Annotated in this window: 2 protein-coding genes; both read left to right on the top strand. The window is 75.7% G+C overall.

The window, feature by feature from the left end; all coding sequences use genetic code 11:
* Positions 1-8 precede the first annotated feature (8 nt).
* Positions 9-5,717: an amino acid adenylation domain-containing protein gene (locus AC07GB_RS34750; protein ID WP_478852614.1), complete on the top strand. Its 5,709-nt coding sequence runs from the start codon at positions 9-11 to the stop codon at positions 5,715-5,717.
* Between the two features lie 13 nt (positions 5,718-5,730).
* Complete coding sequence (locus AC07GB_RS34745; RefSeq protein WP_478852612.1) at positions 5,731-25,707, top strand: non-ribosomal peptide synthase/polyketide synthase; 19,977 nt, start codon at positions 5,731-5,733, stop codon at positions 25,705-25,707.
* Positions 25,708-25,771 lie beyond the last annotated feature (64 nt).

Raw genomic sequence — 25,771 nt, 5'->3', positions numbered from 1 at the left:
GGGATCGGGTGTTGGCGTTCGCCACGCCGAGCTTCGACGCGTCGGTCCTGGAGCTGTGCATGTCCCTGCCGCAAGGCGCGAGCCTGGTCGTGCCCGCGCCGGGGCCCCTGCTCGGTACGGAGCTTGCGGAGGTGCTCCGGGCGCAGCGCATCACGCACACCTTGCTGCCTCCGGCCGCGCTGTCCACGCTGCCACCGGAGACCCCCGGCACCCTGCCGGATCTGAAGACCCTCACGGTTGGCGCCGACGCCTGCGGCCCGGAACTGGTGGCCTGCTGGGCGCCGTACCACCGTCTGGTCAACTCCTACGGCCCCACCGAAGCGACCGTGGTGGCCACTTGGTCGGGGCCGCTGACGCCGGATGGTTCCGCTCCGCCCATCGGGCGCCGGCTGCCCGAGACCGGTGTGTATGTGCTGGACGCGCGGCTGCGGCCGGTTCCGGACGGTGTGGCGGGGGAGTTGTGGCTGAGCGGCCCGGCGTTGGCCCGCGGGTACCTCAACCGTCCGGGCCTCACCGCCTCGCGGTTCACCGCCGACCCGTTCGGCCCGCCCGGCTCACGCATGTACCGCACCGGCGATCTCGTACGCCGAGACGCCCACGGTGAGCTGCACTACCTGGGCCGCACCGACCACCAGGTGAAGGTGCGGGGCTTCCGCGTCGAGCTGGGGGAGCTGGAGGCGGCGCTCGCCGGGCACCCGGACGTGGCCGCTGCCGCCGCCCGCGTGTCGGAGCGCGACGGCCACCGCCGCCTCGTGGCGTACGCGGTGCCGCGCGGCGACGCGTCCCCGGACCCCGCGGCGCTGCGGGACTTCCTCGCCCGCACCCTCCCCGACCACCTGGTCCCGGCGGTCATCGTGCCGCTGGAGCGCCTGCCGCTCGGCGCCACCGGCAAGCTCGACCGGAACGCTCTGCCCGACCCGGTGTGGTCGGCCCCGGCCGACGGCGGCGGCACCCCGCCGCGCACCGACACGGAGAAGGCCCTCGCCGCGATCTGGTCCGAGGTCCTCGGCGTGCCGGACGTGGGCGCGCAGGACAACTACTTCGCGCTCGGCGGGGACTCCATCCTCGGCATCCAGATCGTCGCCGCCGCCCGCAGGGCCGGATTCGCGCTGACGCCACGGCACCTGTTCCGCCATCAGACGATCGCCGAACTGGCCGCCGCCGCGGAGGACCTGCCCGCCCCCGGCACGACGGCCGAACAGGGCGCGGTCGTCGGCGAGGCACCGCTGACGCCGGTCCAGCACTGGCTGTTCGACACCCTCACCGGCGACCCGGCCCGCCTCACCCAGGCCGTCTCCTACCACCTGGCCGCCGACATCGACGAGACCGCGCTGCGCGCCGCCCTCGCCGCCGTCCACGACCACCACGACGCGCTGCGCCTGCGGTACCCGAAGGACACCGACGGAACCCGCCGCCAGTACGGCACCGCCCCGGGAACACCCGTCCACCTGGAGGCGCACGACCTGCCGGGGGAGGTGCCCGCGGCTCTCGTCGACACCTTGTGCTCGGACTTCGACCTGGAGTCCGGCCCCCTCCTCAAGGCCGCGCTGTGCCGCTGCGGGGAGGAGCGGCGGCCCGTCCTGGTCCTCGCCGCGCACCACCTCGTGGTGGACGCGGTGTCCTGGCACCTGATCCTGGAGGACCTCGACACCGCCTACCGGGCGCTGCGCGCCGGGAACACGCCCGACCTCGGCCCGAAGACGACCTCCTTCCAGGCGTGGGCCCGCCGCCTCGCCGCGCACACCGAGGCCGGAGGCTTCGACGGCGAACTCGACCACTGGCGGACCGTGTCCGACGACGACGCCCTGCCGACCGACCTCGGCGGGGCGAACACCGCCGCGAGCGAGCAGTCGGTGACGGTAGGCCTCGACAGCGAGGAGACCCGGCAGCTCCTCCAGGACGTGCCGGGCGTCTACCGCACCCGCGTCAACGACGTGCTGCTGTGCGCCCTCGGCCGGGTCCTGGCCCGCTGGACGGGGCGGGACCGGGTGGCCGTGACCCTGGAGGGCCACGGCCGTGAGGAACTCTTCGACGACGTCGACCTCTCCCGCACCGTGGGCTGGTTCACCAGCGTGTTCCCTGTCGCGCTCGACGTCCCGCGCGACGCGGACACCGCCAGCGCGCTGAAGTCCGTCAAGGAGAGCCTGCGCGCGGTGCCCCACGGAGGCCTCGGCCACGGCGCCCTGCGCCATCTGCACCCGGCAGCGGGTGCCGGCCTGCCCGGGCTGCCGCAGATCTCCTTCAACTACCTGGGGCAGCAGGACTGGAACGCCACCGGGGATCTGCTGCTCGCCCCGTACGGAGACCTCGCGGGCGGCATGGACACGGCCGCGGACCGGCCGCACCTCCTCGACGTCATCGGGCGCGTGACGGACAAGCGCCTGGAGTTCACCTGGTCCTACTCGCGCGACGTGCACCGCAGCGACACCGTCGCCCGGCTCGCGGCCGAGATGGCCGACGAACTGCGGGCCATCGTGCGGCACTGCGCCGCGCCCGGCGCCGGGGGCCGCACCCCGTCGGACTTCCCGCTGGCCCCGCTGGACCAGGCTGCCGTCGACCGTCTGGTGGGCACCGGGCGCGACGTGGTGGACCTCTACCCGCTCACCCCCACCCAGGCGGGCATGCTCGTCCACGGCATGGACGAGCCCGCCGAGGGGCTGTACGTCGAGCAGATCACGTTCGTCATGGACGGTGTGTCCGACGCCCGCGTGCTCGCCGCCGCCTGGCAGCACGTCGTGGACCGCACACCCGTGCTGCGCACCGCCGTCGTCCTGGACGGGGTGCCCGTCCCGCTCCAGGCCGTGCGCGGCGCCGTCACGGTGCCGGTCACCGAGCACGACTGGAGCCACCTCGCACCCGACGAGCGCGACAGGGAACTGGAGGGCCTGCTCGCCGAGGACAAGGCCCGCGGCATCGACCTGGACCGCGTGCCGCTGCTGCGGGTCGCCGTGATCCGTCTCACCCCGGACGAGGTGCGCGTGGTATGGACCTTCCACCACGCCCTGCTCGACGGGTGGAGCGTCTTCCACGTCCTCGGGGACGTCGTGGCCAGTCACGCCGCCCTCTCCCGTGGCGAGGAGCCGCGGCTGCCGGAACGCAGGCCGTTCGCGGACTACGCCGCCTGGCTCGCGGCCCGCGACACCGCGCGGGCCGAGGAGCACTGGACGGCCGCGCTCGCCGACCTGACCGCCCCGACACCGCCGCCCTACGACCGCAGGCCCGCCCAGGGCGCCCCGGCCCGCTCCGGCAGCTGGCTGGCGGAGTACCTGGAGGAGGCCGAGACGGACCGCCTCGCGGACTTCGCCCGGCGCCACCGGCTGACCCTCAACACGGTGGTGCAGGGCGCCTGGGCGCTGCTCCTGTCCCGCTGGAGCGGCGACCGGAACGTGTGCTTCGGTACGACCGTCTCCGGGCGGCCCGCGGACATGCCGGGAGCCGACACCATCGCCGGCCTCTTCATCACCACGCTCCCCGCCCGTGTCACCGTGGACGGCGACGCCCCGTGCGCCGCGTGGCTGCGCGAGACGCAGGCCGCGCGGGCCGAGGACCGCCGCTTCGACCACGTGCCGCTCACCGACCTCCAGGCCGCCAGCGGACTGCCCCCGGGGACACCGCTGTTCGACAGCCTGCTGGTCTTCGAGAACTACCCGGTCGGCGACGACACGGCGGGCGCGCACGGCGTCCAGGTCCGCGACCTCGACGCCCATGAGTCCACCAACTACCCCCTGACCGTGGTGATCCTGCCGGGCAGCCGCATGGGCGTGGTCGTCGGCTACGACCCCCGCTACTTCGAGGAGTCCACCGCGCGCTCCCTCTCCGCGCAGCTCGTCCACACCCTGCGCACCTTGATCGCCGCACCGGACGGGACGCGGCTCGACGCGGTGGACACCCTGCCGCCGGAGCTGCGCGCACGGCTGCTGCGGGGGCCCGCGCGCCCCGAGCCGACTTCGGTCGAGCCGCAGGTGCTGCCTGCCCTGGTCGAGGCCGCGGTGGACCGCACGCCTGCGGCGACGGCGCTGGTGACACCGGCCCTGGCGTTGTCCTTCGCGGACGTGGAAGTCCGCGCGAACCGTCTGGCACACCAGCTGATCGCCCGGGGCGTGGGCCCCGGCGACCTCGTCGCCCTGGTGCTGCCGCGCTCCGCCTACATGGTCCTGGCCCAGCTGGGTGTGGCCAAGGCCGGTGCGGCGTACGTGCCGGTGGATCCGGGGTATCCGGCGGAGCGGGTGGCGTTGATGCTGCGGGATGCGGCGCCGGTGGTGACGCTCGATGCGGATCAGGTCGCGGAGATGCTGGCGGACGGCTCGCGGGAGGGGCGGCCGACGGATGCGGATCGGGTTCGTCCGCTGCGTCTGGACGATCCGGCGTATGTGATCTACACGTCGGGTTCCACGGGTACGCCTAAGGGTGTGGTGGTCACGCACCGTGGTCTGGCGGGCTTCGCCGCTGCGGAGGCGGCGCATTATGAAGTGGCGGAGGGGGATCGGGTGTTGGCGTTCGCCACGCCGAGCTTCGACGCGTCGGTCCTGGAGCTGTGCATGTCCCTGCCGCAAGGCGCGAGCCTGGTCGTGCCCTCCCCGGGGCCCCTGCTCGGCGAGGAACTCGCCGAAGTCCTGCGCACCGAACGCATCACGCACACCTTGCTGCCTCCGGCCGCGCTCGCCACCTTGCCGCCCGAGACCCCCGACACCCTGCCGGATCTGAAGACCCTCACGGTCGGCGCCGATGCGTGCGGCCCGGAACTGGTGGCCCGCTGGGCGCCGCACCACCGTCTGGTCAACTCCTACGGGCCCACCGAGGCCACGGTCGTCGCCACTTGGTCGGGGCCGCTGACGCCGGATGGTTCCGCTCCGCCCATCGGGCGCCGGCTGCCCGAGACCGGCGTATATGTGCTGGACGCGCGGCTGCGGCCGGTTCCGGACGGTGTGGCGGGGGAGTTGTGGCTGAGCGGCCCGGCCTTGGCCCGCGGGTACCTCAACCGTCCGGGCCTCACCGCCTCGCGGTTCACGGCCGACCCGTTCGGCCCACCCGGCTCCCGCATGTACCGCACCGGCGATCTCGTACGCCGAGACGCCCAAGGCGAGCTGCACTACCTGGGCCGCACCGACCACCAGCTCAAGCTGCGCGGCCACCGCATCGAGGCGGGCGAGGTCGAGGCCGTGCTGGTCCGTCACCCGGCCGTCCTCGACGCCGTGGTCACCGTGCGCGAGGACGAGCCGGGGCTCCCGCGCCTGGTCGCCCACCTGCTCGCCGCGCCGGACACAGAGCGGCCCGCCGCCTCGGAGCTGCGCGCCCTCGCCGCCCGCACCCTGCCAGGGCCCCTGGTCCCCTCGGCGTACGTCGTCCTCGACCGCTTCCCGCTCACCGAGAACGGCAAGACCGACCGGGCCGCCCTGCCCGCGCCGCCACCGGAACAGGAGGAGACGTCCGAGCACGTCGCCCCGCGCACCCCCACCGAGGAGGCCATCGCCGACCTGTGGGAGGAGGTCCTTCAGACGGTGGTGGGCGTGGAGGACGACTACTTCTCCCTGGGCGGTGACTCCCTGCGCGCCCTGCTCATCGCCTCCCGGGCCAACGACGCGTTCGGTGTGACCCTCACGCCCCGCGACGTCCTGGTCCACCGCACGGTCGCCGCCCTGGCGGACCTGGTGGAGGAGCAGGTGCTGAGCGAACTCGAAGACGCCGCACGCGGCGACAGCGACCACGACGAACGATGAGGACTGCCAGACCATGACGTCTTCGAAGCGAGACCGCGCCGCCGCCCTGCCCAAGGACCTCCAGGAGGCGCTCCGCCGCCGCCTCGCCGGGCGCGCGGGCGCCCAGGGAACGACGGCGGCCGGCAAGGACGGAGCACCCGGCGCGGCCGGACGGCAAGGCATCCCGCGCGCCGACCGGTCCGGCCCGCTGCCCCTGTCCTTCGCCCAGCAGCGGCTGTGGTTCCTGGACCGGCTGCGGCCCGGCGACTCCCGCTACAACAGTGCCGTCGCGCTCCGGCTCACCGGCGCCCTCGACTGTGCGGCCCTCTCCCGCGCCCTCGACACCGTCGTGGAGCGCCACGAGGCCCTGCGCACCACGTTCCAGGAGACCGACGGGCGCCCCGCCCAGACCGTGAGCCCGGCCGGCCCTGTGCCGCTTCCCGTACGGGACCTGCCCGCCACGGGGACGGCGGCCCTGGAGGAGGCCCTCCTCGCGGAGTACGAGCGGTCGTTCGACCTGAACGGCGGCCCGCTGCTGCGCGCCCTGCTGCTGCGGGAGCCGGGTACCGAGACCTCGCACGTCCTGCTCCTGACCGCCCATCACATCGTCACCGACGGCTGGTCGATGGGCGTGGTCCTGGAGGAGCTGTGCGCCGCGTACGACGCGCTCGCCCGGGGCGCCGCCCCGGAGCTGCCGCCGGTGGCGGCCCAGTACCCGGACTTCGCGGTGTGGCAGCGCGAGCGCCTTTCCGGGCCGCGCCTGGAGCGGCACCTCGCCTACTGGTCCGAGCAGCTGACCGGCGCCGTGCCACCGGCCCTCCCGCTGGACCGGCCGCGCCGCGGCGAGGAGGCGGGGGCGGGCGCCGTCCACACCTTCGCCGTGCCCGAGGGCACCACGGCCCGGCTGCGCGCGCTCGCCAAGGAGCGGCACACCACCCTCTTCACGTCCCTGGTCGCCGGCTGCCAGGCGCTCCTCGCCCGCTGGTCGGGGCAGGACGACATCACCATCGGCTCGCTGACCCCCGGCCGCTCCCACACCGACCTGGAACGGTCCGTCGGCTTCTACGTCAACACCGTCGTGCTGCGCACCCCCGTGGAGGAGACCGGGTCCTTCCGCGACCTCCTGGGAGCCACGGCCGACACCGTCAACGACGCCTTCGCGCACGGTGACACGCCCTTCGAGCGCCTTGTGGAAACCGTGGGCGCGGCCCGTGAGGCAGGCCGCAACCCGCTGTTCGACGTGATGGTCCTGCTGCACCCCGCCCCGCCCGAGGCGCCCGGCATGAACGGGGTGAGCGCCTCCCCGGTGACCGTGCCCCGGCGGGCCTCCACCTTCGACCTGAGCGTGGAGTTCGTGCCCGACGGGGACCAGCTCGTCGGCCTCCTGGAGTACCGCACCGACCTGTTCGACACCGCCACGGCCGAGCGGATGGCCGACCAGCTGGTGCGCCTCCTCGACACCGCGGCCGCCGAGCCGGACCGCCCCCTGGGCACCGTCCCGCTGCTCTCCCCGGAGGAGACCCGGCGGATCACCCAGGAGTGGAACGCCACCGCGGCCCCGGCCCCCGCGGCCACCTACCCCGACCTCTTCGCCCGGCAGGTGGCCCGCACCCCCCACGCCACCGCCCTGGTCGCCGGTGCCGACCGCCTCGACTACGCGACGCTCGACGCCCGCGCCGACCGCCTCGCCCGCCACCTCGCCGCCCGCGGCGCCGGACCCGAACAACTGGTCGCGCTCCGGCTCCCGCGCACCGCCGACATGATCGTGGCGATGCTCGCCGTGTGGAAGGCGGGCGCGGGCTATCTGCCGCTGGACCCCGCGCTGCCCGACGAACGCGTACGGTTCCTCCTGGACGACGCCCGCCCGGCCCTCGTCCTCGACGAGGCGGCCCTCGCGGCGGTGCCCGACACCGCCCCCGCCGACGAGCCCCTGGCCGTGGCACTCGACCCGGACACCACCGCGTACGTCCTCTACACCTCCGGCTCCACCGGCCGCCCCAAGGGCGTCACCGTCTCCCACCGCTCCCTGGCGAACCTCCTGGCGGGCCACCGCGAGGGCTTCGTCGCCGCGGCCGGAGGCGGTCCGCTGCGCGTCGCGCTGACCGCCTCGTTCTCCTTCGACACCTCGCTGGAGGGCGTGCTCCTGATGGCCGACGGCCATCCGCTGCACCTGGTCGACGAGACGACACGGCTCGACGCCGCCGCCCTGGTCGAGTACGTCATCGAGCACCGCGTCGACTTCCTCGACCTGACGCCCTCGTACCTGCGGCAGCTGCTGCCCGCCGGACTGCTCAGCGACCCCCGCCACCACCCCCGGGTCCTGATGCTCGGCGGCGAGGCCATCGGCCCCGCCCTGTGGCGCGACCTCGCGGGACACCGGGACGTGGCCGCGTACAACTTCTACGGCCCCACCGAGTGCACCGTCGACGCGCTGGCCTGCCGGATCGAGGGCGACGGACGGCCGCTGGTGGGCCGCCCGCTGCCGGGCGTACGGGCCTACGTCCTCGACCGGCGGCTCAAGCCCGTGCCGCCCGGCGTCGGCGGCGAGCTGTACCTGGCGGGCGAGCAGGTGGCCCGCGGCTACGCGGGCCGCCCGGGCCTCACCGCGGGCCGCTTCGTCGCCGACCCGTTCGGGCCGCCCGGCAGCCGCATGTACCGCACCGGCGACCTGGCCCGCTGGACCGGCGACGGCCGGCTCGACTACCTGGGCCGTGCCGACGACCAGGTGAAGGTGCGCGGCCACCGCATCGAGCCGGGGGAGATCGAGGCCGTGCTCCTCGACCTGCCGGACCTGTCCGGGGCGGCGGTCGTCGCGGTGCCCGACGCACACGGCCATCTGCGCCTCGCCGCCTACGTCGCGCCCGCCCCCGGCGTCGCGCGCCCCGCCGCCTCCACGCTGCGGGCCGCGTGCCGCCGGGCCCTGCCCGACCACATGGTGCCGTCGTCGTTCACCGTCCTCGACGCGCTGCCGCTGACCGCCCACGGCAAACTCGACCGCAGGGCCCTGCCCGCCCCCGACCTCGACACCGGCCCGCGCGAACGGGAGTTCGTCGCCCCGCGCACCCCCGACGAGGAGACCCTCGCAGCCATCTGGGCGGAGGTCCTCGGCACCAGCAGGGTGGGGGTCACCGACAACTTCTTCGAGCTGGGCGGCGACTCCATCCTCAGCATCCAGGCCGTGTCCCGCGCCCGCGCCGCAGGACTGCGCCTCAGCTCGCAGGACGTCTTCCGGCACCAGACGGTCGCCGACCTGGCCGCCGCCGCGTCCCGGCGGAACACCGACGTGCCCGCGCCCCGCCGGCCGCGCACGGAGGGGCCCGCCCCGCTGACCCCCGTCCAGGAGTGGTTCTTCGCCACTCACGGACCGCTGCGGCACTTCAGCATGTCCCTGCTGCTCGACCTGCCGCACGACCTCGACGAACAGGCCCTGGAACAGGCCGTGGACGCCCTCGCCGCCAACCACCCGGCACTGCGTACGCGCTTCGCACACACCGAGGGCACCTGGCGGCAGCACCCCGGTGAAGGCCCCGCCACCGGCCTGCTGACCCGCCACGACCTTCCCCTCACCGACGCCGCGCCCGCCCGGGAAGCCGCCGCCGACGCCGCCCGCGCCGCCCTCGACCCGACCACCGGCGCCCTGCTGCGCGCGGCACTGCTGCGCCCTGCGGCCGGGAAGCACACCGGGGCAGGGGCCCTGGGGGAGCGGCCACAACTGTTCCTGACCGCCCACCACTTGGCCGTGGACAGCGTCTCCTGGCGCATCCTCCTCGCCGATCTGGAACAGGCCTACCGCCAGGCCGCCGCGGGCGAGCCGATCCACCTGGAACCCGCCGCCACGCCCTTCGCCGACTGGGCCGGGAACCTCTCGGAGCGGGTGCGCTCCGGCGGCCTCGACGACGACCTGCCCGCCTGGACGGCCGAGGCCGCCGAGCCCCGCACCCCGCTGCCCGTCGACCGGAGCGCGGCCCCGCTCGCCGGTTCGGTGCGCACCGTCCGCACCCGCGTGGACCGCGCCACCACGGAAGCGCTGCTGCGCCGCGTGCCCGGCGTCTACCGCACCCAGGTCAACGACGTACTGCTCAGCGCGCTCGGCCGGGTGCTCGCCGACTGGGCGGGCGCCGCACGCGTCACCGTCGCCCTTGAGGGCCACGGCCGCGAGGACGACACCCTTGACCTGTCCGGCACGGTGGGCTGGTTCACCACCCAGTACCCCGTCACCCTCGCCCCCGTCGGGCCGCCCGACGCGCCCGACTGGGGCGCCACGCTCAAGGCCGTCAAGGAGCGGCTGCGAGCCGTGCCCCGGCGCGGCCTGAGCTACGAGGCACTGGCCCGCCTCGGCTCGCCCGACCCCGCCGCCCGCGCCCTGCGGGACCTGCCGCTGCCCCAGGTGTCCTTCAACTACCACGGCCAGTGGGACACCTCCGGCACCGGCGACTTCGCCCCGGCCGCCGACGTGCCCGGCCGCGATCTCGCCGCCGACGAGCCCCTCGACCACCTCATCGACGTCACGGCCGTGGTGGCGGACGGCGAACTGGAGATCACCTGGCACTACAGCCAGGACACGCACGACACCACCACCGTCGAGGACCTGGCCGCGGGCATGGTCACCGCGCTGACCGCGATCACCGAGCACTGCGCCCGCCCGGACGCGGGCGGGCGCACCCCCTCCGACTTCCCGCTGGCCGGCCTGGACCAGGCCGGTGTGGACCGCCTCGTCGGCGACGGCGGGACCGTGGAGGACCTGCTGCCGCTGACCCCGCTCCAGGAAGGCATGCTCTTCCACCGCCTCGTCGGCGGCCCCGACGACGTGTACGTCGACCAGGCGGCGCTGCTTCTCGACGGCATGGCCGACCCGCACGCCTTCGCCCTGGCCTGGCAGCAGGTCACCGACGTGACGCCCGTCCTGCGTACGTCGGTGGTGTGGGAGGACGTCCCCGCCCCCCTCCAGGTCGTGCACCGCGCCGCCCGCGTGCCGGTCACCCACGAGGACTGGCGTGAGATGACCGAGGACGAGCGCGCCGCCCGGTTCGACCGGCTGCGCGCCGACGACCTCGCGCGCGGCATCGACCTCACCACGGCCCCCCTCATGCGGCTCACCCTGATCCGGCTGCCCGACGCGCGCCTGCACCTGCTGTGGACCTCCCACCACCTCATCCTGGACGGCTGGAGCCTCGCCCAGGTGCTCACCGAGGTCGGCGAGCGCTACGCCGCGCTCACCACCGGCAGCACCACCCAGGTGCCCGTGCGCCGCCCCTTCGGCGACTACGTGCGCTGGCTGGCCGAGCAGGACGGCACGGCCGCCCGCGCACACTGGCAGCAGGTCCTCGCGGGCTTCGCCACGCCGACCCCGCTGCCCGCCGACCGCCCCCCGCGCGAGGCGCACCAGGCCCGCTCCGCGGGCGTCCACACCACCGGCCTGTCCGACGAGGTGTCCGCGCGCCTCGCCCGCACCGCGCGGGCCGCGGGGCTCACCGCCAACACCCTGGTCCAGGGCGCCTGGGCGCTGCTGCTCGCCCGCCACGGCGCCGAGCGGGACGTGGTGTTCGGCACCACCGTGTCCGGACGCCCCGACGACCTCCCCGGCGTCGAGTCGATGGTGGGCATGTTCATCAACACCCTGCCCACCCGCGTCCACGTCGACGGCGGCGGCACGGCGGGCGCGTGGCTGCGCGAACTCCAGGAGGCGCAGGCCGAGTCCCGGCGCTTCTCCGCGGTCTCCCTCGCCGAGCTGACCGCGCTGAGCGACGTGCCGTCCGGCACCCCCCTGTTCCACAGCATGGTGGCCTTCGAGAACTACCCCTTCGACGAGGCCCGCGCGGCCACCACCGGCGTCCGCCTCCTGGACGTCACCTCCCGCGACGCCACCAACTACCCGCTGGTGCTCCGCGCCTACCAGGGCGAGCGGCTCGGCTTCGACCTGGCCTACGACCCGGACCTGTTCGACGCCACGACGGCGCGGGCGCTCGCCGACCGGCTGTGCCTGCTCCTCACACAGCTCGCCGACCACCTCGACCGGCCGCTGCGCGACCTCGCCGCCACGACCGCGGAGGAGCGCCACCGGATCCTGACCGACTGGAACGGCTCCGCCGAAGGACGCCCCGCGCACACCCTGGTGGACCTCTTCGAGGCCCAGGCCGCGCGCACCCCCCAGGCCCCCGCGGTCACCTGCGGGGACGAACGCCTCGACTACGCCGCGCTCGACGCGGCGGCCGGGCGCCTCGCCCACCGCCTCGCCGATGCCGGAGCCGGACCCGAGCGCTTCGTGGCTCTCGCCCTGCCCCGCTCCACCGACCTGGTCGTGGCGGTCCTGGCCACCCTGAAGTCCGGCGCGGCCTACCTGCCGATCGACCCCAGGCTCCCCGCCGAACGCGTCGCCCACCTCCTTGCCGACGCCGCCCCGGTGGCCCTGGTGACCACCACGGACACATCCGTCTCCGCCGCCGGCACCGGCCTGCCCGTCCTGCTCCTGGACGACCCGGCGGTACGGGCCGACCTGGAACGGCGCCCGGCCGCAGGACCGGACCCGGCCCGGCGCCCGCTGCCGGAGAACCCCGCCTACGCCATCTACACCTCCGGCTCCACCGGCAAGCCCAAGGGTGTCGTCGTACCGCACGCCAACGTCGTACGGCTGTTCACGCGCACCCGCGACTGGTTCGGCTTCGACGAGCACGACGTGTGGACGCTGTTCCACTCCTACGCCTTCGACTTCTCCGTGTGGGAGCTTTGGGGCCCGCTGCTGCACGGCGGCCGGCTCGTCGTCGTGCCCGACGACACCGCCCGCTCCCCGGAGGACTTCCTGCGCCTGCTCGCGGACGAAGGCGTCACGGTCCTCAACCAGACCCCGTCCGCCTTCTACCCGCTGGCCCGCGCCGATGCCGAACACCCCGAGCTGAGCGCCCGGTTGGCGCTGCGTCAGGTGATCTTCGGCGGCGAGGCCCTCGACACCGGCCGGCTCACCGACTGGTACGCCCGCCACGCCGACGACGCGCCGCGCCTGGTCAACATGTACGGCATCACCGAGACCACCGTGCACGTCACCTACGCCCCCCTCGACCGGGCGACGGCCCGCACCGGCACCGCGAGCCCCATCGGCACCGGCATCCCCGACCTGCGCGTGTACGTGCTCGACGACGACCTGGCCCTGGCCCCGCCCGGCGCCGTCGGCGAGATGTACGTGGCGGGCGAGGGCCTGGCCCGCGGCTACCTGGGCCTGCCCGCCCTCACCGCGACCCGCTTCCTGCCCGACCCCTTCGGTCCGCCCGGCAGCCGCATGTACCGCACGGGCGACCGGGCCCGGCGGCGGCCCGACGGCACCCTGGAGTACCTCGGCCGCGCCGACGCCCAGGTCAAGATCCGCGGCTACCGCATCGAACCCGGCGAGATCGAGGCCGCGCTCCACACCCACCCCGGCGTCGGCGCCGCCACCGTCGGCGTGTACGAGGACACCTCCGGGACCCGGCGCCTGGTCGCCCACGTCGTCGGCGCGGGCGAGGACGGCGCCCCGGCGCCCGCCGCGCTCCGCGCGCACCTGGAAGGCCTGCTGCCCGCCCATATGGTGCCCGCCGCCTACGTCCCGCTGGCCGCGCTGCCGCTGACCGTCAACGGCAAGCTCGACCGGCGCGCCCTGCCCGCGCCCGGCGCCGACGGCTTCGCCACCGGCGGCGACCGCACCCCGCCGCGCACCGAGGCCGAACGCCTGGTCGCCGCGGCCTGGGCGGCCGTCCTCAACACGGACGAGGTGGGCGTCGACGACGACTTCTTCGCCCTCGGCGGCGACTCCATCCTCGCCGTCCGCGTCACCTCCCGGCTGCGCGCGGACTTCGGCGCGGACGTCTCGCCCCGCCTCCTGTTCACCCACCCCACCGTGTGCGCCCTGGCCGCCGCCCTCGGCGAACCGGCGGGATCCGCGGCCCCCGACGTGATCCCGGCCGCCGACCCGGACACCGCGCCACCGCTGTCGTACGCACAGCAGCGCCTGTGGTTCCTCGACCGCTTCGAGCCCGGCAGCACCGAGTACACGACGGTGTCGGCCCTGCGCCTGCGCGGCACGCTCGACGAGGCCGCCCTGCGCACCGCGCTCGACGCCCTGGTCGCCCGGCACGAGGCCCTGCGCACCACGTTCGCCGAACAGGACGGCACGGCCCGGCAGATCGTGGGCCCGCCGCACGGCGTGGACCTGCGCGTCGACGACCTCACGGGCACCGCGGCCGACGCCCTTGACGCCCTCCTGGAACGCGAGGCGGCCACCCCCTTCGACCTGAGCACAGGCCCCCTGCTGCGGGCCCGTCTGCTCCGCCTGGCCGCCGACGAGCACGTCCTGGTCCTGGCCCTCCACCACATCGTCACCGACGGCTGGTCCCTCGGCGTCCTCGGCCGCGACCTCGGCGAGCTGTACACGGCGGCGCGCGAGGGCCGCCGCCCCGAGCTGCCCGAACTGCCCGTGCGGTACGCCGACTACGCCGCCTGGCAGCGCGGCCGCACCACCGAGGCCGAGCGCCAGCTCGCCCACTGGAAGCAGGTCCTCGACGGGCTCGCCCCGCTGGAGCCGCCGACCGACCGGCCGCGCCCCGCCGAACGCACCCGCGACGGCGCCCTGGTGACGTTCCCGCTCCCCGCCGCGCTCGTCGAGCGACTGCGCGCGCGGGGCCGCGAGACCGACGCCACCCTGTACATGACGCTCCTGACGGCGTGCCAGGTCCTGCTCGCCCGGTGGACGGGCCAGCGGGACATCGCCGTCGGCACCGTGACCGCGGGCCGCGAGCGCGCCGAACTCCACGACGTGGTCGGCATGTTCGTCAACACCCTCGTGCTGCGCGGCGAGGTCACCCCCGGCCTGTCCTTCCGCCGCCTCCTCGACCGGGCGCGCGCCACCACGCTCGACGCCTTCGCCCACCAGGACGTGCCCTTCGAGCGGGTGGTGGACGCGGTCCGGCCCGAGCGCGACACCAGCCGCACCCCCCTCTTCCAGGTCATGGTGGCCCTGCACAACCTGGGCACCGAGGCACCGGACCTGCCAGGGCTCGACGTCGAGGCCCTGACCCCGCCGGTGCGGCACGCCACCTTCGACCTCGCCTTCGACTTCGTCGAGCACGACGGCGGGGTGACCGGCCACCTGGAGTACAGCACCGGCCTGTTCGACCCCGGCACCGCCGAGCGCCTCGCCGCTCAGCTGCGGCTGCTCCTGGAAGCCGTCGCCGACGACCCGGACCAGGAGGTCGGCGCGCTGCCGCTGCTGACCGCCACCGAGCGGCGCCAGGTCCTGGGGGAGTGGCAGGGCGGCCCGGCCCCCGCCGCGCCCGGGACCTTCCCGGCCCTGTTCGAGGCGCGGGCCGCACGCACGCCGGACGCCACCGCCCTGGTCGCCCGCGACGCCACGCTCGACTTCGCCGCCCTCAACGACCGTGCCAACCGGCTCGCCCACCACCTCATCGCCCAGGGCGTCGGACCCGAGCGCACCGTCGCCACCCGCCTGCCGCGCACCTGTGACCAGGTGGTCGCCCTGCTCGCCGTCCTCAAGGCGGGGGGCACCCTGCTGTGCCTCGACCCCGGCCTGCCCGAGGAGCGTGTCGCCCACCTCACCGCCGACGCCGCGCCCCGCACGGTCCTGACCCCCGAGGCGCTGCGCGCGGTGCCCTGGGACCGGCTGCCCGCCCACGACCCGACCGACGCCGACCGGCTCACGCCGCTGCGCCCGGCCAGCACCGCGTACGTCATCTACACCTCCGGCTCCACCGGGCGGCCCAAGGGCGTCGCCGTGGAACACCGCCAGCTGGTCAGCCTCTGCCACGACCACCAGGAAGGCCTCGTCGCCCCGCACACCACCGACGGCCGCCGGCTGCGGGCCGCGCTCAGCGCGTCGTTCTCCTTCGACACCTCCTGGGAGGGGCCGCTGCTCCTCGCGCTCGGCCAGGAGGTCCACCTCGTCGACGAGGACGTACGCCTCGACCCGGACGCGTTCTGCGCCCAGGTCGCCGAGCGCCGCCTGGACCTGGTGAACGTCACCCCGTCCTTCCTGCGCGAACTCACCGCAGCGGGTCTCCTCGCACCCGGCCGCCACCACCCGCGCGTGCTCCTGGTCGGCGGCGAGGCCATCGGCGCCGACACCTGGCGCGAGCTGTGCGCGGCGCGGGACCTTGGCGTCACCGCGTACAACGTGTACGGGCCCACCGAGTGCACCGTCGACGCCGTCTACGGCCCGTGCGCCGAGCGGCCCGAGCGCCCGGTCATCGGCCGCCCCGGCCGGGGCCTGCGCGCCTACGTCCTCGACGGCGCGCTGCGCCCCGTGCCGCCCGGCACCCCGGGCGAGCTGTACCTGGCGGGCACCCAGGTCGCCCGCGGCTATCTGAACCGGCCCGGCCTCACCGTGGAACGCTTCCTCGCCGACCCCTACGGGCCGCCGGGCACACGCATGTACCGCACCGGCGACCGCGCCCGCTGGGACGACCGCGGCCTCCTGGAGTTCCTGGGGCGCGTCGACGAGCAGGTCAAGATCCGCGGCTTCCGCATCGAACCCGGCGAGATCGAGGCCGCCCTGACGGCCCATCAGGACATTGCCGAGGCCGTGGTGATGCCCCACGAGCACGCGGGCCGCACCCTGCTCGTGGCGTACGTGGTGCCCGCGGGGGAGCGCGCCCCGGCGGGCGAGGACCTGCGGGCCCGGCTTCGCCGGACGCTGCCGGACCACATGGTGCCGCAGGTGTTCGTGCCGCTGACGCGCATCCCGCGCACCAGCAGCGGCAAGACCGACCGCCGCGCCCTGCCCGCCCCGCCCGCGCAGCCCGACCCGCGGACGCCGTACGTCGCGCCCCGGCCCGGCACCGAGGAGCGCCTGGCCGCGATCTGGGCGGACGTCCTGGGCGTGGCCCGGGTGGGCGCGCGCGACAACTTCTTCACCCTCGGCGGCGACTCGATCCTCAGCATCCAGATCGTCTCCCGGGCCCGCCGGGCCGGCCTCGCCGTGACCACCAAGGACGTGTTCCGCGCGCCGACCGTCGCCGAACTCGCCCTGTGCGCCACCGCGGCCGACCCGGCCGGGCCCGCACCGGGCGCCGCCCCGCCCGCCGAGGCGCCGCTCACCCCGATCCAGCGCTGGTACCTCGACGCCCGCCGCCCCGGCGACGCGCTGCGCTTCACCATGACCCAGCGCCTCGAAGTGGCCCCGGGCACCGACCTGCCCGCCCTGGAGCAGGCGGTCGACGCCGTCGTACGCCACCACGCGGCACTGCGCACCCGCTTCCGCCACACCGGCGACGGCTGGCGCCAGGAACTCCTGACCGAGGCCCCGGGGCCCGTGTTCACCTCCCACGACGCCACCGGCCTCGACGAGGCCGCCCTGGAGGCGCAGGTGCAGCGCGCGGCGGACGCCGCCCAGGCCTCGCTCGACCCCACCGCGGGCCGGACGGTCCGGGTCCTCGTCTTCGACCGCGGCCCCGACCGGCCCGCGCAACTCGTCTTCACCGTCCACCACTTGGCCGTGGACGGCGTCTCCTGGCGCATCCTGCTCGGCGACCTGGAGAGCGCCCACCGCGCCGCCGCGGCCGGACGGCCCGTCGAACTGCCCCCGGTCGGCACCGCCTACGGCCACTGGGCCGCGAGGCTCGACGCACACACCCGCTCCGGCGCCCTGGAGGCCGACCTCGCCCACTGGCGGCGGACCGCCGCCGCCCCTGCGGACCTGCCCGCCGGGCGCCCCGGGCCCAACACCCACGGCTCCGCCGCCACCCTCACGGTCACCCTCGCGCCCGAGGAGACCGACGCCCTGCTGCGGCAGGTCCCCGAGGTCTACCGCACCCAGGTCAACGACGTGCTCCTCAGCGCCATCGGCCGCACCCTGGCCCGCTGGTGCGAGCGCGACACCGTCCTCGTCGGCGTGGAGGGCCACGGCCGCGAGGACCTCTTCGAGCACGTGGACCTGTCACGGACCGTCGGCTGGTTCACCGCGGAGTTCCCCCTCGCCCTGACCGTCACCCCCGACGCCGACTGGCGCGACACCCTGCGCTCGGTCAAGGAGCAGCTGCGCGCGGTGCCGCTGCACGGCCTGAGCCACGGCGCCCTGCGCCACCTGCTGCCCGAGAGCCCGCTGGCCGGAGGGCAGGTGCCGCAGGTCGGCTTCAACTACCACGGCCAGTGGGACACCGGCGGCTCCCAGGACGGCGGCCTGTACGGTGCCGCCCTGCCGGCCGCGGGCCGCGACACCGACCCCGACGAGACCCGCCCCTACCTCCTCGACATCACCGGCGTGGTCCACGACGGGCGCCTCGAACTCGGGTGGACGTACCCCACCGCCGTCTACGACGAGGCCACCGTGCGCCGCCTCGCCGAGGAGACGCACGCGGCGCTGCGCGACATCGTCGCCCACTGCGCACGGCCCGACACGGGCGGCCGCACACCCTCCGACTTCCCGCTGGCCCGCCTCACCCAGGACCACCTGGACCGGCTCGTCGGCGACGGGCGGCACATCGCGGACGTCCTGCCGCTGACACCCCTTCAGGCCGGCATGCTCTTCCACGGCCTCGTCGACACCGCGGGCGCCTACTTCGACCGCACCGCGGTGCGCCTGTCCGGGGTCGCGGACCCCCGCGCGCTCGCCACCGCCTGGCAACAGGTGGCCGACCGCACCCCGGCCCTGCGCACCAGCGTCCACTGGCAGGGCCTGCCCCACCCGGTGCAGATGGTCCACCACCGCGCGGAGCTGCCCGTCACCCACCTCGACTGGCGCGAGCTGACGCCCGACGAGCGCGCGGACGCCGTGCAGCGGCTGCTCGCCGAGGACCGCGCCGCGGGCATGGAGCTGACCACCGCGCCGCTCACCCGGATCACCCTGGCCGCCCTGCCCGGCGACGAGGTCCTGTTGCTGTGGTCGTCGCACCACCTCATCCTGGACGGCTGGAGCAGCGGTCAGCTGCTCATCGAGGTGTGCGAGCGCTACGCCGCGCTCACCGGCGGCCCGGACGCCGCAGAGCCCGTGCGGCGCCCCTTCGCGGACTTCCTCCAGTGGCTCGCGGAGCAGGACGAGACTGATGCCGAGACGCACTGGGCCGGCGAGCTGGCCGGATGCGCCGCGCGCACCCCGCTGCCGTACGACCGCGTGCCCGCCGAGGCACACCGCGCCCGCTCCGGCGCGGCCGTCGCGCGCGAACTCGCCCCGGAGGTCTCGCACGCGCTGCGGGAGACGGCGGCCCGCGCCGGCCTGACCGTCAACACCGTGGTGCAGGCCGCCTGGGGGCTGCTCCTCGCCCGCTACAGCGGACGCGACGACGTGGTGTTCGGCACGACCGTCTCCGGCCGCCCCGCCGAACTGCCCGGGGTGGACTCCATGGTGGGCATGTTCATCAACACCGTGCCCACCCGGGTACGCGTCCCGGCCGGCGGCGTGCTGCCCTGGCTGCGCGACCTCCAGGAGCGGCAGAGCGACGCCCGCCGCTACGACTTCCTCACGCTGCCCCGCATCCAGGCTCTCAGCGACATCCCGTCGGGCGAGGCCCTCTTCGACAGCATGGTGGTGTTCGAGAACTACCCCGTCGACGAGTCGGCGGCGGCCAGGACCGGCGTGCGCGTCGAGGAGGTCCACGCCGACGACGCCACCACCTTCCCCCTGTGCCTGCGCGCCCACCTCGCCGAGGGGCTCGGCTTCGACCTGGCCTACGACGCCGCCCTCTTCGACCGGGCCACCGTCGAACGCGCCGCGGACCGCCTCGCCACGCTGCTCACCCACCTCGCCGACGGCCTCGAAGGGGACGTGGCGGACCTGGACCTGCTCACCGCCGAGGACAAGGCCCTGCTGGAGCGGTGGAACACCACCGCCGCCGACGCCACGCCTCCGCGCACCCCGGTGGCCCTGTTCGCCGACCAGGCCGACCGTACCCCCGGCGCGATCGCTCTCCGGGACGGCGACCGGCAGGTGACGTACCGTCAACTCGCCCACTGGTCCGACCGCCTGGCGTCCCGGCTCCGCGCGGACGGCGTACGGGCCGAGGACCGCGTCGCCCTGCTCATGGACCGCTCCGCCGAACTCGTGGTCGCGCAGCTCGCCGTCCTCAAGGCGGGCGGCGCCTACGTGCCGGTCGACACCCGCGCCCCCGAGGAGCGCCGCCGCGCCCTGCTCGACCAGGTCGGCGCCACCGTCCGGCTCACCGCCGATGACGTCGCCGCGGCGCGCACCGGCCCCGCCGGGCCGCCGGTCGCCGGGCGGCCCGAACCCGACCAGCTGGCCTACGTGATGTTCACCTCCGGCTCCACCGGTCTGCCCAAGGCCGTGGCCGTGCGCCACCGGGACGTGGCCGCCCTCGCCACCGACAGCCGCTTCGCGGACGGGGTGTGCGCCCGCGTCCTGCTGCACTCCCCGGTCGCTTTCGACGCCGTCACCTTCGAGGTGTGGGCGCCCCTGCTGACCGGCGGCAGCGTGGTCGTCGCCCCCGACGGCGCCGTGGACGCGGCCCTGCTGCGACGGCTCGCAGGCGACGGCGGCCCGAGCGCGCTGTGGCTCACCGCCGGTGTCTTCCGGCTCCTCGCCCAGGACGCCCCGGACTGCTTCACCGGTCTGCGCCACGTGTGGACCGGCGGCGACGTGGTCCCGGCGGCGGCCGTGCGCCGCGTCCTCGACGCCTGCCCCGGCCTGACCGTCGTGGACGGCTACGGACCCACCGAGACCACGACCTTCGCGACGTCCTTCGCCCTCGCCGACGCGGCCGCCGTCCCCGACACCGTGCCCATCGGCCACCCCCTCGACGCCATGCGCGCGTACGTCCTCGACACCCGGCTCCGGCCCGTGCCACCGGGCTGCGCGGGCGAGCTGTTCCTCGCCGGCGAGGGCGTGGCCCGCGGCTACCTGGGCCGCGCGGGAGAGACCGCGGGCCGCTTCCTCGCCGACCCCTACGGGCCGCCGGGCGCCCGCATGTACCGCACCGGCGACCTGGCCCGGCGCCACCCGGACGGCACCGTCGTCTTCCTCGGCCGCGCCGACGACCAGGTGAAGATCCGCGGCTTCCGCGTCGAGCCCGGCGAGGCCGAGGCCGCCCTCGCGGCCCACCCCGGCGTCCTGGACGTCGCGGTGGTGGCCCGCGAGGACCGGCCAGGGGCCCGGCGCCTGGTGGCCTACCTCGTCGGCCCCGCGGGCGAGGACCTGGAGGAGCTGCGCTCCTTCGCCGCCCGCTCGCTGCCCGACTACCTCGTCCCCTCCGCGTACGTCCCCCTGGCCGCCCTTCCGCTCAGCGCCAACGGCAAGGTCGACCGGGCCGCTCTCCCGGCGCCGGAGCCGGACACCTGCGCGGGGCGCGCCGCGCGCGTCGAGCCCCGCACCGACGCCGAACGCCGCGTCGCCGACGTGTTCGCCGACGTCCTCGGCGCGGCCCCGCCCGGCGTGGAGGACGACTTCTTCACCCTCGGCGGCGACTCCATCCTCAGCATCCGCCTCGCGTCCCGCCTCGCCGAGGAGTTCGGCACGGACGTCTCGCCGCGCGCGGTGTTCACCCACCCCACCCCGGCCGCGCTCGCCACCCTGGTCACCGCGGACCGGGCCCCCGGCGCCGCCCGCCCCGCCATCGTCCCCGTCGCCCGGGCCACCGCCCCCATGTCGTACGCGCAGCAACGCCTGTGGTTCCTGGCGGAGTTCTCGCCCGGCGGCACCGCCGAGTACGTCACCGGCCTCGCGCTGCGGCTGCGCGGACGGCTCGACACCGGAGCCCTGACCGAGGCCCTGAGCGGCCTGGTGGCCCGGCACGCGTCGCTGCGCACCACCCTCGACACCGTCGACGGCCACGGCGTACAGCTCGTGCACCCGCCGCGCGCGGTGCCGCTGCCGACGCACGACCTGTCGGGCACGTCCGAGACACACCGCCCGGCCCGGCTCGCCCAGCTCCTGGCGGACGAGCGCACCCGCCCCTTCGACCTGCGCCACGGCCCGCTCCTGCGCACCGCCCTGGTGCGCCTCGCCGACGACGACCACGTCCTCGCGCTGACCCTGCACCACATCATCACCGACGGCTGGTCCACGGCCGTGCTCACCGGCGACCTGGCCCACCTCTACCGGCAGGCGCTCGGCACCGGCGCCGGTGAGCTGCCGCCGCTGCCGGTCCAGTACGCGGACTACGCGCACTGGCAGCGCACCGCCGGTGCCGCGGACGCCGACGCCCAGCTCGCCTACTGGAAGGAGCACCTGGCCGACACCGAACCCGTCGACCTGCCCACCGACCGGCCGCGCCCGGCGGTACGCACCCACCACGGCGCCACCGCCCGCCTGACCCTCGCGCCCCGCACCGCCCGGCGCCTCGCGCAGGTGGGCCGGCAGCGCGGCGCCACCTTGTTCACCACGCTCGTCGCCGCCGCGCAGACCTACCTCGCGCGCTTGTCCGGCGGCCGGGACATCGCCGTCGGCACCGTCACCTCCGGCCGCGACCGGCCCGAGGTGCAGAACCTGGTCGGCTTCTTCGTCAACACCCTCGTGCTGCGCTCACGGGTCGAGCCCGAGCGCGGCTTCCCCGAGTTCCTCGACGACGTACGGCAGACCGTGCTCGACGCCTTCGCGCACCAGGACGTGCCGTTCGAGCGGGTGGTGGACGAGGTGCAGCCGGTGCGCGACACCAGCCGCACCCCGCTCTTCCAGGTCATGGTCGTCCTCCAGAACACGCCCACCGGCGACCTCGACCTGCCCGGACTCGACGTCTCCGACATCGAGCCCCAGCTCCAGCACGCGGCGTTCGACCTCACCCTGGAGTTCGCCGAGACCGAATCCGGGGCGCTGCACGGCCTGCTCACCTACAACACCGACCTGTTCGACGCGGCGACCGCCGAGCGGATGGCCGACCAGCTCGGCACGCTCCTGACCGCCGTCGCCGACGACCCGCACCGCCCCCTGGGCGCCCTGCCGCTGTCGTCCGACGCGGAGCTGAAGACCCTCCTGGAGCAGGGCCGCGGCACGGCACGGCCGGTCCCGGCGGCCACCCTGCCACGCCTCTTCGAGCGGCAGGCCGCGCGCACGCCCGACGCGATCGCGCTCGACGACGGCTCCCGGCAGCTGACCTACGCCGAGACCGACCGCGCCGCCAACCGCCTCGCCCACCATCTGATCGGCCGCGGCGTCGGCCCCGAGCGCGTGGTCGCCCTGGCCCTGTCCCGGACCGCCGAAGCGGTGGTGGCCCAGCTCGCCGTCGCCAAGGCGGGCGGCGCCTTCCTTTCCGTGGACCCCGCCTACCCCGAGCAGCGGCGGGAGTTCATGGTGCGCGACGCGGGCGCCTGGCTCACCCTGGACGACCCGGCGGAGGTCTGGGCCGCCGACGGGCCCGAGACCGCGCCCACGGACGCCGACCGCATCGCACCGCTCACCTGCGACCACCCCGCGTACGTCATCTACACCTCCGGGTCCACCGGGACGCCGAAGGGCGTCGTGGTGCCGCACCGGGGCCTCGCGGGCTTCGCCGCGGCCGCCGCCGAGCAGTACGCGGCAGGCCCCGGCGACACGGTCCTCCAGTTCGCCTCGCCCAGCTTCGACGCCTCCGTCCTGGAGCTGTGCGTCGCCCTGCTCAGCGGCGCCGCCCTGGTGACCGGCGAGGAGGGTCCGCTGGTCGGCGAGCGCCTCGCCCAGGCCCTCGCCGAGCGGCACGTCAGCCACACCCTCATCCCGCCCGCCGCCCTGGCCACGGTGGCACCCGAGACCGCGGGGAGCCTGCCGCACCTGCGCACCCTGATCGTCGGCGCGGAGGCCTGCCCGCCCGACCTCGTGGAGCAGTGGGCCCCCGGCCGCCGGATGATCAACTCCTACGGGCCGACCGAGGCGACCGTCGTCGCCTCCTGGACCGGCCCCCTGACCCCGGGAGCGGGAGCGCCGCCCATCGGCCGCCCGGCGGGCGCCACCCGCCTGTACGTCCTGGACGCCGCGCTGAGGCCCGTCCCGCCCGGGGTCACCGGCGAGCTGTACGTCGCGGGGCCCGGCCTCGCCCGCGGCTATCTGAACCAGCCGGGCCTGACCGCCCAGCGCTTCACCGCCGACCCCTTCGGCCCGCCCGGGGAGCGCATGTACCGCACCGGCGACCTGGTCCGCTGGGACGCCGAGGGAGCCCTGCGCTTCGCCGGACGCGCCGACGACCAGATCAAGCTGCGCGGCTACCGCATCGAGCCGGGCGAGATCGAGAGCGCCCTGCGCCGCAGCTCCCGGGTGCGCGACGCGGTCGTCGTCGTCCGCGCCGACGGCGGCTCCGACCGGCTCGTGGCGTACGTCGTCCCCGCCGATGACACCACCGAGCACCTCCCGGCGGCGGAGCTGCGCGAGCACCTCGCCGGACTGCTTCCGCTGCACATGGTGCCGTCGGTGTTCGTCCCCCTCGAACGGCTGCCGCTCACCCCCAACGGCAAGGCCGACCGGCGCGCGCTGCCCGCGCCCGGGCCCGCGCACACCGCCACCGGCCCGCACGTCGCGCCGCGCACCGACACCGAACGCCGGGTCGCCCGCATCTGGGGCGACGTCCTCGGCGTGGACGGCGTGGGCGCCCACGACAACTTCTTCCTCCTCGGCGGCGACTCGATCCTGAGCATGCAGGTCGTGTCCCGGCTGCGGCGCGACGGACTGCACCTGGCGACGCGCGACCTGTTCACCCACCAGACCGTGGCCGAACTCGCCGCCGTCGTCAGGACCGCGCCCCAGCGCTCCGGCGAGGGCCCGGTGAGCGGCGACGTACCGCTCACCCCCATCCAGGAGTGGTTCCTGACCACCCCGCGCGCCGCGCACCACCACTTCAACCAGTCGGCGCTCCTGGAACTCGACGGCACCCCCGACCCGCTGGCCCTGCGCGCCGCCCTGGACGCGCTCCTGGAACACCACGACGCGCTGCGCATGCGCTTCACCCACGACGGCGCCGACGGCTGGCACCAGTTCAACCCGCCGCCGGCCGACACCCCCACCGACGGCCTGCTCGTCCAGTACGACCTGGCCGGCCTCGACGAGGGGGAGGCCGACGAGAGCATGCGCAAGGCCGCCGACGACCTGCACACCGGCTTCGACCTCGGCCAGGGCCCGCTGCTACGCGCGGCCCTGTTCACCGGGGACGCGGACCGGCCCGCCTTCCTCCTCCTCGTCGGCCACCACCTGGTCGTGGACGCGGTGTCCTGGCGGATCATCGCCGACGACCTGGAAGCCGCCTACCGGCAGGCCCTCGCGGGCGAACCCATCGCCCTGGGGGAGCGCACCACCTCCTTCCGAGACTGGTCACGGCGGCTCGCCGCGCACGTCGCCGAGGGCGGCCTCGACCACGAACTGCCCTACTGGGAGGAGACGGTGACCGCCGAGCCGCTCCCGGCCGCCGAGCCGCCCGCGGCGCAGGAGGGCGAAGCCCGGCAGGTCACCGTGGAGCTGACCGAGGAGGACACGACGGCGCTGCTGCGCGCCGCTCCGACCGCCTACCGCACCCGCGTCAACGACGTCCTGCTGGCCGCCCTCGCCCTCGCGCTCGCCCGCTGGACCGGCCGCGACCGGGTCCGCCTCGACCTCGAAGGCCACGGCCGCGAGGACCTCCTCGACGGCGTCGACCTGTCCCGCACGGTCGGCTGGTTCACCACCGTCCACCCCGTCGCCCTCCAGGTGACGCGCCCGGACGAACTGGGCGCGTCCCGCGACTGGCGGGCCCTGGTCAAGTCCGTACGCCGCCAGCTGCGCGTGGTGCCCGGCAACGGCCTCGGCTACGGCGCCCTGCGCACCTTCGGCCCGCCCGAGGTGCGCGAGCGGCTCGGCGCCGCGGCCCACGGCCAGGTCGTGTTCAACTACCTCGGCCAGTGGGACGCCCGGCCCGCGGAGCCCGGCAGCGGCCTCGTGCGCGCCGAGCACGGCTCCCTCGGCCAGGACCACGACCCCCGGGACAGCGGATCCCACCCGCTCGAAGTGGTCGGCGCGGTCCAGGACGGCCGCCTCGCCTTCACCTGGCACCACCGCACAGGCCTGCACGACACCGAGACCGTGCGCCGCGTCGCCGAGGAGTTCGCCACGGCCCTGCACCACATAGCCCGGCACGCCCGCGACAGCCTGTGACCCCGCACTCCGCCCCGGGGCGCCCGCACCGCCGGCGCCCCGGGGCGGCGACACCCCATCCACG

The sequence above is a fragment of the Streptomyces sp. NPDC045778 genome, from assembly GCF_056431945.1.
This window is presented reverse-complemented; position numbering and strand designations above follow the sequence as displayed.